We start from the raw sequence: 12,582 nt of genomic DNA, 5'->3' as shown, positions 1-12,582 counted from the left end.
GCGCCTTTCGCGGCGAAAGACAGCCGGGCGCCCTTTCATTGTGGCGACAAAAGGGCTTAACTCAAAAAATGTTTGACTCGCTTTATCAAAACTTCAGCGAAACCGCCGATCCCTCGCTCGGCGCGCCGCGCCTGAAGATTTTGCGCACGAGCTTGCGGGCGCAAAAACTCGACGGTTTTCTCGTTCCCCGCGCCGACGCCCACCAGAACGAATATGTCGCGCCCTGCGAGGAGCGGCTGGCCTGGCTCACCGGCTTCACCGGCAGCGCCGGCTTTGCCGTAGTGTTGCGCGACAAGGCGGCGCTGTTCGTCGACGGGCGCTACACGATCCAGGCGCGCGAACAGGTCGATCCCGACGCGTTCGCCGTTCTCGCGCCGGAGACGACGCCGATCACGGAATGGCTGGCGCAAAACGCCCGAAAAAAGTCGTGCATCGGCTATGATCCCTGGCTGCACACGCCGGCGCAGGTCGCCCGCTACGAGGAGGCGGCCAAGCGCGCCGGCGCGGAGCTGGTGGCCGTCGAGGCCAATCCGATCGACGCTTTGTGGCTGGACCGCCCCGCCCCGCCCCGCGGTCCCGTCGCCCTGCATCCGCTGAGCAAGGCCGGCGAAAAGGCGGACAAAAAGCTCGCCCGAATTCGCGAGGCGTTTGAGGCCGACGCCTTTCTGATCAGCGATCCGCACGACCTCGCCTGGGCTTTTAATCTGCGCGGCGCCGATCTCGGCCATACCCCGATTGCGCTGGGGTTTGCGCTGATTTTCAAGGCCGGCGCGGCGAAACTGTTTTTGGACGCGGAAAAACTCAGCTCGCGCGTGGGCGCGGCGCTGGCCGAACTCGCCGATCTCGCCCCGCCAAACACCCTGCCGGCGGCGCTGGCCGAGCTTGGCAAGAAAAAGCGCAAAATCCTGTTCGATTCCGGCACGGCGGCGGCGGCGCTCACCCGGATCGCCAGCGCGGCGGGCGCGCAGGTCGAACTGGCGCAAAGCCCGATCGCGCGGATGAAAGCGGTGAAAAACGCCGCCGAACTGGACGGCGCCCGCGCCGCCCATCTGCGCGACGGCGTGGCGCTGACGAAATTTTTGTGCTGGTTCGACGCCGAGGCGCCCAAGGGCAAGCTGACGGAAATCTCCGCCGCTTTGGCGTTGGAAAAATTTCGCCGCGAGACCGGAGTTCTCAAAGACCTGTCGTTCCCGACCATTTCCGCCTTTGGCGCCCATGCCGCCCTGCCCCATTATCGTGTGACCGACGGGTCCAACGCAAAAATCGGCAAAGGCGTCTATCTCGTCGATTCCGGCGCGCAATATCTCGATGGCACGACGGATGTCACCCGCACCGTCGCCGTCGGCGCGCCGTCGAAAGCGTTCACCGACGCTTACACCCGCGTGCTCAAGGGCCATATCGCCATTGCGCGCGCGGTGTTTCCGCAAAAAACCGTCGGCGCGCAGCTCGATGCGCTGGCGCGGCTGTCGCTGTGGCGCGCGGGATTCGACTTCGATCACGGCGTCGGCCATGGCGTCGGCTCCTATCTTTCCGTGCATGAGGGGCCGCAGCGCATTTCGAAAATGGGCGGCGTGGCGCTGGAGCCGGGCATGATCCTCTCCAACGAGCCCGGCTATTATCGCGAGGGCGCCTTCGGCATCCGCATCGAAAATCTGGTTGCGGTGGAGCCGAAGCGGATTGCAGGAGGTGAGCGCGACATGCTCGGCTTCGAGACGCTGACGCTCGCCCCCATCGACACGCGGCCGGTGGATGCGTCCATGCTCGATGCGGAGGAAAAAGCCTGGCTCAACGCCTATCATGCGCGGGTGCGCAAGACGCTGTCGCCCTTGCTGTCCGCGCCGGAGCGCGCCTGGCTGAAAAATGCGACCGCTCCTGTTTAGATTACGTTTTCGTAAAATCCCGGCGGAAGCTGGCAATCGCCGCGCCACAGCCTATATCTGAATAAGGTTCCGCCTGACGGAGACGATCCTTGGACGACATGGTGAAATCGGCCCGCCCGCACCGCGAGCGCGCTGCGAAAAAAGTACCGCACAAGCCGACCCGCGCAGAAGCCGAGGCCGCCGTGGCGACCTTGCTGGCCTGGGCCGGCGACGATCCAAGTCGCGAGGGTCTGCGCGACACGCCGGCGCGGGTCGCCAAGGCCTATCAGGAATTGTTCGCGGGCTACGCCCAGGACCCGTCGGACGTGCTCGACACCGTATTCGAGGATGTCGGCGGCTACGGCGAAATGGTGCTGGTGAAGGACATTCCCTTCTATTCGCATTGCGAGCACCATATCGCGCCGTTCTTCGGCCATGTGCATATCGCCTATTACCCCGCCGGCGGCGTGTTCGGCCTGTCCAAATTCGGCCGTCTCGTCGACATTTACGCGCGCCGGCTGCAGACGCAGGAAACCATGACGGCGCAAATTCTGGCGGCGCTGGACGCGCGTCTCCATGCGCGCGGCGCGGCGGTGATGATCGAAGCCGAGCATATGTGCATGTCGATGCGCGGCGTGCGCAAGCCCGGCGCGACCACCGTGACCATGCAGTTTTCGGGGCCGTTCAAGAGCGATCCGGCGGAGCAGGCGCGGTTTTTGAGTCTGGTGCGCAGCAAGTAACGAGATTCACGGCTCTACAGTGACGCGGTTTTCCCGTAAACGGTGAGACTGGATGTCGTCATGGCCGGGCGTCGTCCCGGCCATCCACGCGGCGCCGTAACGCGAACTGTCGCACGATTTCCCTTGCGGATCGGCGTGGATGCCCGGGACAAGCCCGGGCATGACGTTCGTATGAGAGATCGAGCGCTTCATGTCCTTTCCGCCTCCCTCCGCCTCAAAACACGACCTTGAAGAAGGCGCCGTGTTCACGCCCAAATTCGACGCCAACGGGCTGATCGTCTGCGTCACCCAGGAGGCCGCGACCGGCGAAATCCTGATGCTCGCCTATATGAACGAGCTGGCGCTGGAAAAGACTCTTGAGACCGGCGTGGTCCATTACTGGTCGCGCTCGCGCAACGCGCTCTGGCGCAAAGGCGACACCTCCGGACAGGTGCAAAAGCTCGTCGACCTTCGCGTCGATTGCGATCAGGACGCCGTGCTGGTGCGGGTCGAGGCCGGCGGCGACGGCAAGGCCTGCCACACCGGCCGCAAATCCTGCTTCTATCGCGCCGTTTCGCCGGAAGGCCGCCTCTCCGAGGTTTGAAGCAGTTTTGTAACCGCCTGCGCGAGATCGTCGGCGACCAGGGTGGGGTTGACGCGCTTTTCGTGTCCCGGCCGGTACTTGCCGGTGCGCACCAATATGCCCGCGAGCCCCGCCGCCATGGCGCCGCCGATGTCCGCTTCCGCATCGTCGCCGATCATGGCTGTTTGCGCCGGCGTCAGCCCCATGGCGGCGACGGCGCCGAGGAAAAAATCGGCGCTGGGCTTGCCGAACACATGCGCCGTCGTTTCGCAGGCATATTCCAGCGCGACGACAAAACCGCCGACATCCAGGCTCAGCTTGTGGTCGCCGTCCAGAAAATTGCGGTTGCGCGCCAGCGCCAGAAATTCGGCGCCATCATGGATCAGGCGGAAGGCGTGGTTGAGATTGGCGTAGGAGAAGGCGTCGCGGGCGTCGCCGATCACCACCGCATCGGCGCCGGGCTCGACGCCTTCGAAATCTTCGAGCAGATCGGGATGAATCAGTAGATACGGTTTGGCCCCGCTCCGCCGCAGATGATCGCGCGCCAGGCTCGCTGGGGTAAAAAAATCGTCGGGCTCGACGTCAAGCCCGAGCCGCGCGAGATCGGCGATCAGGCGGCGGCGCGGTTTTGTTGTCGTGTTGGTGACGAAACGCAGCGGCATGCCGGCAGCGCGCAGCTTGTCAATCGCCTCCAGCGCGCCGGGAAGCGGCGCGCCGCCGACGGTGACGACGCCGTCGAGGTCGAGGAGCAGACCACGCACCGCTGAGAGCATGCAAACCTCCGCTAAAGCATTTTCAAGCGAAGTGGATGCCGGTTCGCGTGAAGAAAATGCGTAAAAACAGAGAAAGAGCGCGCGCTCGGTGAACGGCAGTTCACCGAGCCGCGCTCTCGCATGCTCTCACGGCGCGCGGGCGCGGCGCAAGACTCCGCTTACACCGCCTTCACCTGCGCCAAGAACGCATCGCATTCCTCGCGCAAACTCCGCGTCTGCCGCGACAGGTCCATCACCGCCTCCAGCATTCTTTCGGCCGACTGGCCCGATTGCCGCGAGGCCGCGCGCACCTCTTCCATCACATGGGTCAATTCGGCTGTTCGAGCGGCGGTGTGATGCACGTTCTCGGCGATTTCGCGGGTCGCGTCGCCTTGCGCGCCGACCGATACGGCGATGGCCGAGGCGATCGCATTGACCTCGTGGGTGGCTTCGGTCATGGCGCCAATGCCGCCCGCCGCCTCCTGGGAGGCGCGCTGGACATTGCCGATCTGGTCAGAAATTTCCGCCGTGGCGCGGGTGGTCTGCTCCGCGAGCGTCTTCACCTCCTGCGCCACAACCGCAAAACCCCGGCCCATTTCGCCGGCGCGCGCCGCCTCGATGGTGGCGTTCAAGGCCAACATATTGGTCTGCTGGGCGATGCCGGTGATCAGCTCGACAATGCCGCCAATGTGCTGAATGGCGCCGCCAAGCTCCTCCATGCGCCCATGGGTCTTGTCGGCCTCGCGCTCCGCATGGGAGGACAAGTCTTGCGACCGGCCGGCCTGACCGCCGATTTCGTCCACGGAATGCGCCAATTGCTCGGCCGCCGCCGCGAGCGAACGGATGTTGGCCGCCGCGGTCTCCGCGGCATGGGCGCCGGAGTCCGCGCGTTCGCCGGTGTGGCCGGCCTCCTCGGCCAGCGAACGGGCGGCGGTCTCCAACTGGTTGGCGGCGCCGGCGACGGCTGTGACCACGCCGCCCACGGCGGCCTCAAATCGTTCGGCGAGGGCGCGCATGTCGTTGGAGCGCGCCTGGGCGGCCTCGCGCCGCGCCTGCGCCCGCTGCGCGCTCGCCGCCTGGTTGGCTTCGTTAAGATTGCGGCGGAAGGCGTCGACCTCGCGCGCCATGGCGCCCATTTCATCGGACCGGTCGAGCCCGGGCAGAACCGCGTCATACTGGCCCTGCGCCATTTCGCGCAGAACGGCGGTCGTACGCGTCATCCGTCCGGCGATGAAGCGGCCGACGCCCCAGGCGGTGGCGATGAACAGCAGCACCAGCGGCGTCACCCAAAGCGCGACGCGCCCGGCCATGGCCAGCAATTGCGCGATGATGTCGTCGAGATAGACGCCGCTGCCGAGCATCAGGCCGAATTCGGGGATGGATTTGACATAGGCGAGCTTTTCGACCGGCGCCTCCTTGCCGGGTTTCTTCCAGTTGTAGGTCGTGAACCCCTCGCCGCGCGTCCGCGCGAAATCGGTCAGGATCTGGAAGGGATGGCCGCCGTTGGGGTCGGTCATCTCCTTGAGATCCTTGCCCTCGAGCTGCGGGGTGACCGGGGTCAGCAAACCGACGCCGTCAAGCGAAAGGGCGTAGATATAGCCGGACTGGCCGAAGCGGAGCGGGCGCAGGCGCTCGAGCCCGGCGCGGATCGCCGCTTGCTGGTCGCCGCCGGCCTCGTTCACGCTCAGCTTGAGGATCTGCGTGGCCATCTCGACCTCGGCGCGCAATTCGGCGCGGCGATGTTCGAGCGTTTCATTGTAGAAATTGGTGAAGGCGACGGCGGTGCCGAGGGCCATGGTGACCAGCGCCGCGAGCGCGAGGGCGAGCACCATCTGGGTGATTGAAAGCGAAAGGCGCGGGCGCGCGGCATCGCTGGGCATTGCGGCAAACTCCAAAACAGCAAACGCCGCAATGTCTTCGCCCCCGCTTGCGCGAGGCTGTTGACGTTACTCCCGCGACACTGCGCCGCGGCGCACCACGAGGATGGGATGGCGCTGTTTGCCGCGCCTGAGCTGAATGATGTGCGGCGGCTCGCGGAACACCACCGGCTTGTCCGTGAGGATTTCGATGCTGGGCGGACGCGGCCCGTAGAGGCGCGGGTCGATGAACTCGTGGGTGACGATCTCGCCGCCCGGCTCCGGCGCGACGCCGGGCGGGGCCATGAACACCGGCCAGCCCCCGCCATAATTAACCCAGCCGGGACGATGATGATGGTGGTCGAAGCCGGGCGGGTGTTGGGCGAGGGGCGGACCGGGACGATGCGCCGGCGCCAACGGACGGTTCATGATCGGCCCACGCGCGACAGGACCAGTGACCGGACCATGCGCGCGCTGTGCAAAGGCGGGAAAGGCCAGCGCGAGCGATGTCGTCAGAAAAAGGGCGATCTGTTTCATTTTGCGGCTCCCCGCCTGCCCATGCGTTCCAAATACGAACGACGATTAAGGTTTGCACGGGTTGCCGCAAGGGAGGCGCCAGTGACGCAGAGGAGTCGTCAGAACAGCATGTTGAACCTCAGCATGCTTTGAACGCGCTCAAAATTGTCGAGGTCGAGCGCGCGCGGGTCGCCGACGGCGTCGCCGGCCACCTGAACGTTGACCGTCCCGGACAAGCCGACGTGCTTGGTGACATGCATCGAGAAGGTCGGGCCGATATAGAGCGCCTCGCCGGAAAAGCGGTTCAGCCCGAGGCCGTCATAGGCGCGCAGGTAACGCATTTCGCCGCCCATGACGAGCGCGGCGCCGACACGCGTCGACAAGGCGCCGTGAAGCTCCAGACTGGAATCGCGCGACCATGCATTGGCGCCGACGTCGTTCGACGCGCCAAGGCCATACCAGAGATTGAAGGCGCCCCAGAGCCGGTCCTTGACCAGCTCCTTGTCGGCCAGCAGCGCAAATTCGCTGCCATAGCCCTGGGCCTGCGCGCCGGTCGCCTCGTCGATCGGGCTCCAGCCGGGTTGGGCGTGCAGCGTCAGGCCGAACGGCATGGTCTCGCGGTCGAGCAGCTTGTAGCGCATCTCCAGTACGGCGCCCTGGAAGGCCGCCGCGCTGCGGTTGTCGTAACCGGGAACGTTGCGGATGACGTTGCCGCCGAAGGACAGGCCGGGCGCGACACGGAAATTGTCGGTCAGCGTGAACTTCAGCAGATTGAGCGACCCCAGCGTGTTGTAAATTCCCGCGCGTTTGCCGAACACGCCGACATTCTCGTTCTCGAATTCGATTTCGCCCTTCTCGCCAATGTCCGAGCCCATGGTGAAGCCAAAAATGTGCTCGGTGTCGACATGTTCGTGCTCGGTCACGCCGCCCAGCGCCGCGCCAAGGACGCCCGTGCGCCAAGCGGGCGTGTCGGCTTGCGCCGGCGCGCAGGCGAGCATGGCGACGCCGGCCGCGAACGCGCCCATCCCTTTCGCCAAGCCATTGCGCGCATCCCATTCCGAACCGAACATCCGCATCCCCCAGTCAGTGGCCCCAACAGCCTGATAAACCGACACTAAAGGGGAGGCCGATCCGCATTGAAGCAAATCCGGCGATTTTAGAAAAATTCTAAATCAGGCGTCCGGCGCCAAATTGAAGCGCCGGACGGGGCGGCCGCTTACGCCTTCACCCGCACATAATCGCCGGGCGCGTCGCCGAGAATCTTGACCTTGCCGCTGCCGGGCTGCCGCGCTGGGACCTTTTGCGGCGCCTGCGCGGTGACCCATTGCGCCCAGTCCGGCCACCAGGAGCCGGGATGAACCTCCGCCTTGGCCACCCAATCGTTGAAGGCGCCTTCGGGCTTGGGGCCGGTCCAATACTGGTATTTCGGCTTGGGGCCGGGCGGATTGATCACGCCGGCGATATGGCCGGAGCCGCCGAGCACGTAGCGCATCGGCCCGCCGAACAGTTTTGCGCCCGTAAACACCGATTTCGCCGGAGCGATATGGTCTTCCTTGGTGGCGAGATTGTAGATCGGGATCTTGACCTTGCTGAAGTCGAGGGTCACATCGCCCAAAACCATCTCGCCGCGGCCCATTCGGTTTTCGAGATAGCAATTGCGCAAGTAATAGGAATGGTTGGCCTTGGGCATGCGGGTGGAATCGCTGTTCCACGTCAGCAGGTCGAAGGCCATGGGCTCGATGCCCTTGAGGTAATTGTTGACGACATAGGACCAGATCATGTCGTTCGGGCGCAGCATGTTGAAGGCGTTGGCCATCGACCGGCCCTCGAGATAGCCGGCCATCTCCATCTCGGCCTCGATGTTCTTGATCCTGTCCTCGGAGGCGAACACTTTGAGATCGCCGGCGTCGGTGAAATCGACCTGGGTGGTGAACAGGGTCGCCGAAGCGATGCGGTCGTCGCCTTTCGCCGCCATATAGGCGAGGCTCGCCGCGGTCAGCGTGCCGCCGACGCAATAGCCGATCGCCGTCACCTTTTTCTCGCCGGTGATGGTCTCGATCTGATTGAGCGCCTCGAACACGCCCTCGGTCATGTAGGAATAAAAATCCTTGTCGGCGTGGCGCGCATCCGGATTGACCCAGGAGATGCAGAATACGGTGAGGCCCTGCGACACAGCCCAGCGGATGAAACTCTTGTCCTGATTGAGGTCGAGGATATAGAACTTGTTGATCCAGGGCGGGATGATCAGCAGCGGGCGCTTGTAGACCTCTTCCGTGGTCGGCGCGTATTGGAGCAGTTCAAACAGGTCGTTGCGGAAGATGACCTTGCCGGGCGTGGTGGCGAGATTGACGCCGAGCTTGAAATTGCCGCCCGAGGTCTGGCGGATGCGCAAGGCGCCTTCGCCCGCCGCAATATCCTCCGCCAGCATTTTCATGCCGCGCGCGAGATTTTCGCCCTCGGCCTTCCAGGTGGTGTGCAGCACTTCCGGGTTGGTGAGCAGGAAATTCGACGGCGCCAGCGCCGCGGCGATCTGGCGGACGTAAAACGCCGCCTTGTCGCGGGTGCGCTTGTCGAGTTCGGCGTCCTCGACCATGTGCTCGGCCCAGGACGCGGAAATCGTATAGGCCTGGCGCATGAAGTCGAAGATCGGATGCATCTGCCAGTCGGGCGAGGCAAACCTTTTGTCGCGGGGGTCGACGGGGATGAGCGGCTGGGTCTCCTCGCCGGCCATGCGGCGCAAAGTATTGGTCCACAGGTCGAGGAAGCTCGTGGACAGGCTGGTTTGCGCCTCGATGGTGCGCAGGGGATCGGACAGCCAATATTCCGCGACATGGCCGAAGGTCTTCACCGCATCGGCGACATCGTCGGCGAAGGCGGTCTTGACCTTGCCTTCCTCTACGGGCTTGACCATGGCGGCGAGCGCCAGGCCGCCATGCTCCACGGCCCGGGCGAAATTGCCGGCCATGCGCTCGAAATCGGGAATCGCGGGTCCCGAGGATTCCGGTTTCGCCGCGCCTTCCGCCGGCTTCGCCCCCTTGTCGACGACGGGCGGGCTGTTGGGCGGTTGTCTTGCGGTTTCTACGGGTTTAGCCTCGACCGCCTTGGGCGGCTCGACGGTCTTGGCTTGCTCAGCGGTCTTGGCTTGCTCAGCGGTTTTGGCTTGCGCCGCGGTCTTGGCCCGCGTGGCCGCCTTGCGCGCGGTCACGGGCTTTTTTTCCGCCTGATCGCCCTTGGCCGCATCCGCAGTGTCGACGCCGTTTACCGGTTTCTTGGCGCTTTTCCGTTTGGCGGCAGAACCGAATTGTTTCCCCGGACTGACGTTCATGGGGGCTCCCTCACCTGTTGCCGGGCTCTTGTCGGTTCTTTTCAGCCGCCGTCCCGTTTCAGACATAATAAGACTTTATTTGACTGCTTAAGCAATGATCCGATGGGCGAACGCCCACCTGGATTAGGTTATACCGCACGTAGAGAAAACCAAGGTCCCATGCCGGATTTTTTCGCTTCTTCACGGCTATTGCGCCGCCCCTCCGGAACCGCCGCGATTCTGGCCGCGCTGCTGGCGCTCGGCTCGGTTTCCGTCAAGGCCGAGGAGACCAATCCGCTGCGCGCGGTCACCAACGCCATCGGCCTGACCGCGCCGACCGGCGACCGTCCCGATTTCATCCGCGAAAGCCGTCCGGACGAGGAGAAAATGGATTTCGTCCCCTTCCTCGGTCCGGAAAAGAAGCGCATCCCGGTCAAGACGCCTGCGCAGGCCGCCGCCGACGACGCCGATCTGGTCGCCGCCAAGACCAAGGCGCAAGCGCGGCTGAAAAAGCTGCAATCCGAATCCGTCGAGACATTGGCGCCCGCGCCCAAGCCGCCGAGCGTTGACGACAAATTCTGACGCGATCCGGGCCAAAAAGCGCCTGACACCGGTCAATCCGGGTGCTAACAGCATGTCCCGCGGTCCCGAAGACAGATTTCCTACCGGGCCGGGCAAAGCATAAGGACGAGATTGATGAGCGATTTTTATCGCGTGCGGCGCCTGCCGCCCTATGTGTTCGAACAGGTCAATCGTCTCAAGGCCAAAGCCCGCGCCGCCGGCGCCGACATCATCGACCTCGGCATGGGCAACCCCGACCTGCCCGCCCCCAAACATGTTGTCGACAAGCTGGTGGAGACCGCCGGCAAGCCGCGCACCGACCGCTATTCCGCCTCCAAGGGCATCGCCGGCCTGCGCCGCGCGCAAGCCGGCTATTATGAGCGCCGCTTTGGCGTGAAGCTCAATCCCGACACCGAGATTGTCGCCACGCTCGGCTCCAAGGAAGGTTTTGCGAATATGGCGCAGGCCATCACCGCGCCTGGCGATGTCGTGCTCGCGCCGAATCCCTCCTATCCCATTCACGCCTTCGGTTTTCTCATGGCGGGCGGCGTGATCCGCTCGGTGCCGATCGAGCCCGACGAGAACTATTTCAGGGCCGCCGAGCGCGCCATCCAGCACTCCATCCCCAAACCGATCGCGCTTGTCGTGTGCTATCCGTCCAATCCGACGGCCATGGTGGCGTCGCTCGATTTCTATCGCGACCTCGTCACCTTCGCCAAAAAGCACGACATCTACATTCTCTCGGACATCGCCTATGCCGAGGTCTATTTCGACGACGATCCGCCGCCCTCGGTCCTGCAAGTGCCGGGCGCAAAAGACATTTGCGTCGAATTCTCCTCCATGTCGAAGACGTTTTCGATGGCGGGCTGGCGCGTCGGTTTCGCCGTCGGCAACGAGCGCCTGCTCAGCGCGCTCGGGCGAGTAAAATCCTATCTGGATTATGGCGCGTTCACGCCGATCCAGGTGGCGGCAACCGCCGCGCTCAATGGTCCCGACGATTGCATCAAGGAAATGCGCGCGGTCTATAAAAAGCGCCGCGACGTGATGGTCGAAAGCTTTGCTCAGGCCGGCTGGCACATTCCCGCGCCCTCCGCCTCAATGTTCGCCTGGGTGCCGGTGCCGGACAAATTCAAGCCGCTCGGCAGCCTGGAGTTCTCGAAACTTCTGATTGAAAAGGCCGATGTGGCGGTCGCGCCCGGCGTCGGTTTCGGCGAGCATGGCGACGATTACGTGCGCCTTGCGCTGGTCGAGAATGAGCAGCGCATCCGCCAGGCGGCGCGCGGCATCCGCCGTTTCTTCGAGGGCGAGGATACGCTGCACAACGTCATCCCCGCCCAGGCCCGCGCCTGACACTTTTGTTGAGCCCCCGCGTCCTTCGCGGGGGCTCTTTCTTTTTTACAGCCCGAGCATCAGCTCCAGGTTCTGCACGGCGGCGCCGGACGCGCCCTTGCCGAGATTGTCGAGTTTTGCAATCACCACGGCATGGCGATGGGTCTCGTTGGCATAGACCCGGATTTCCAGATCATTGGTGTTGTTCAGCGCCTGCGGCTCGAGCTTTCCGCCGAGCTCCGGCGCCATCACCCGCACATATGTCGCTCCGGCATAATGCTTTTGCAGCGCCGCTTCGAGGGCGGCGGCATCAGGCTTGCCCGGCAGCGCATCCAGCGCCAGCGGCAGGCTGACCAGCATGCCCTGACGGAAATTGCCCACCGAGGGCGCGAACAGCGGCCGCGCCGACAGTCGGCTATAGGCCATGATCTCGGGAATATGCTTGTGCTCCAGCCCGAGCGCATAAAGCTCGAACGGCGCGGCCTCTCCGGATTCATAGGCCGCGATCATCGCCTTGCCGCCGCCGGAATAGCCGGAGACCGCATTGATGGCGTAGGTCGCATCCGCCGCCAGCAGGCCGGCGTCGATCAGGGGCCGCAGCATGGCGATAGCGCCGGTGGCGTAGCAGCCGGGATTGCCCACCCGTTTCGCCGCGCGGATCGCGTCCGCCTGGCCGGCGCAGAGTTCCGCAAAACCATAGGTCCAGCCCGGCGCGACCCGATGCGCCGTGGACGCGTCGAGGATTTTCGGCGCCTTGTCGCCCAGACTGTCGGCGAGCGCCACGCTTTCCTTGGCCGCATCGTCGGGCAGACAGAGCACGACAAGATCGACGTTCTTGAAAATTTCGGCCTTGGCGGCGGGATTCTTGCGATCTTCGGCCGAGATCGACGCCAGCGTCACATCGGCGCGCCCTTCCAGCCGCTCGCGAATTTGCAAACCGGTGGTTCCGGCTTCGCCATCGATGAAGAGTCTTTTCGGGGCGGTCATAAGAATTCCTCTATCTCCAGGGCCGTCATGCCCGCGCTCGTCGCGGGCATCCACGCCCATCAGCTTGCGCGGCGGCCCGGCGGGATGGCCGGGACAAGTCCGGCCATGACGCGGAA

General features: G+C 64.4%; 12 protein-coding genes. 5 read left to right on the top strand and 7 right to left on the bottom strand.

What is annotated here, in order from left to right:
- The first annotated feature begins 68 nt into the window (after positions 1–68).
- A complete protein-coding gene (locus M2320_RS02805) occupies positions 69–1,880 on the top strand; it encodes an aminopeptidase P family protein (RefSeq protein WP_264595994.1) in 1,812 nt (603 codons plus the stop codon).
- Positions 1,881–1,969: 89 nt separating this feature from the next.
- On the top strand, positions 1,970–2,599 hold the full coding sequence (gene folE / locus M2320_RS02800) for a GTP cyclohydrolase I FolE (RefSeq protein WP_425540646.1): 630 nt from the start codon (positions 1,970–1,972) through the stop codon (positions 2,597–2,599).
- A 6-nt stretch (positions 2,600–2,605) separates the two neighbouring features.
- Here the strand turns inward: folE and M2320_RS02795 are convergent, their stop codons facing one another.
- Positions 2,606–2,791: a hypothetical protein gene (locus tag M2320_RS02795; protein ID WP_264595993.1), complete on the bottom strand. Its 186-nt coding sequence runs from the start codon at positions 2,789–2,791 to the stop codon at positions 2,606–2,608.
- Here M2320_RS02795 and hisI point away from each other — a divergent pair.
- Complete coding sequence (gene hisI / locus M2320_RS02790; RefSeq protein ID WP_184425654.1) at positions 2,790–3,182, top strand: phosphoribosyl-AMP cyclohydrolase; 393 nt, start codon at positions 2,790–2,792, stop codon at positions 3,180–3,182. The two genes, M2320_RS02795 and hisI, sit on opposite strands and share 2 nt — an antisense overlap.
- Here hisI and M2320_RS02785 read toward each other — a convergent pair.
- The 5 genes from M2320_RS02785 to M2320_RS02765 form a co-directional block, all read right to left on the bottom strand.
- Positions 3,140–3,934, bottom strand: a complete 795-nt coding sequence (locus tag M2320_RS02785; RefSeq protein ID WP_264595992.1) for a TIGR01458 family HAD-type hydrolase — start codon at positions 3,932–3,934, stop codon at positions 3,140–3,142. The genes hisI and M2320_RS02785 overlap by 43 nt on opposite strands.
- A gap of 158 nt (positions 3,935–4,092) precedes the next feature.
- Positions 4,093–5,793, bottom strand: coding sequence for a methyl-accepting chemotaxis protein (locus tag M2320_RS02780; protein WP_264595991.1), 1,701 nt, complete (start codon positions 5,791–5,793; stop codon positions 4,093–4,095).
- Positions 5,794–5,859: 66 nt separating this feature from the next.
- Complete coding sequence (locus M2320_RS02775; RefSeq protein ID WP_264595990.1) at positions 5,860–6,306, bottom strand: hypothetical protein; 447 nt, start codon at positions 6,304–6,306, stop codon at positions 5,860–5,862.
- Positions 6,307–6,404: 98 nt separating this feature from the next.
- Positions 6,405–7,310: a hypothetical protein gene (locus tag M2320_RS02770; RefSeq protein ID WP_264595989.1), complete on the bottom strand. Its 906-nt coding sequence runs from the start codon at positions 7,308–7,310 to the stop codon at positions 6,405–6,407.
- Positions 7,311–7,501: 191 nt separating this feature from the next.
- The gene (locus M2320_RS02765) at positions 7,502–9,610 is read right to left on the bottom strand and encodes a class I poly(R)-hydroxyalkanoic acid synthase (RefSeq protein WP_319801408.1); all 2,109 of its coding nucleotides are present in this window, start codon (positions 9,608–9,610) and stop codon (positions 7,502–7,504) included.
- Between the two features lie 159 nt (positions 9,611–9,769).
- Here M2320_RS02765 and M2320_RS02760 point away from each other — a divergent pair, with 159 nt between their 5' ends.
- Both M2320_RS02760 and M2320_RS02755 read left to right on the top strand, forming a co-directional pair.
- A complete protein-coding gene (locus M2320_RS02760; RefSeq protein ID WP_264595988.1) occupies positions 9,770–10,171 on the top strand; it encodes a hypothetical protein in 402 nt (133 codons plus the stop codon).
- A 114-nt stretch (positions 10,172–10,285) separates the two neighbouring features.
- A complete protein-coding gene (locus M2320_RS02755) occupies positions 10,286–11,500 on the top strand; it encodes an LL-diaminopimelate aminotransferase (protein WP_184425640.1) in 1,215 nt (404 codons plus the stop codon).
- Between the two features lie 45 nt (positions 11,501–11,545).
- Here the strand turns inward: M2320_RS02755 and argC are convergent, their stop codons facing one another.
- On the bottom strand, positions 11,546–12,466 hold the full coding sequence (gene argC, locus M2320_RS02750) for an N-acetyl-gamma-glutamyl-phosphate reductase (RefSeq protein ID WP_264595987.1): 921 nt from the start codon (positions 12,464–12,466) through the stop codon (positions 11,546–11,548).
- Between the last annotated feature and the right edge of the window lie 116 nt (positions 12,467–12,582).

This window comes from Rhodoblastus acidophilus, from assembly GCF_025961575.1.
GTDB lineage: Bacteria > Pseudomonadota > Alphaproteobacteria > Rhizobiales > Beijerinckiaceae > Rhodoblastus > Rhodoblastus acidophilus_C.
The sequence above is the reverse complement of the archived record's forward strand: the minus strand, read 5'-3'. Positions and strand labels throughout refer to the sequence as shown.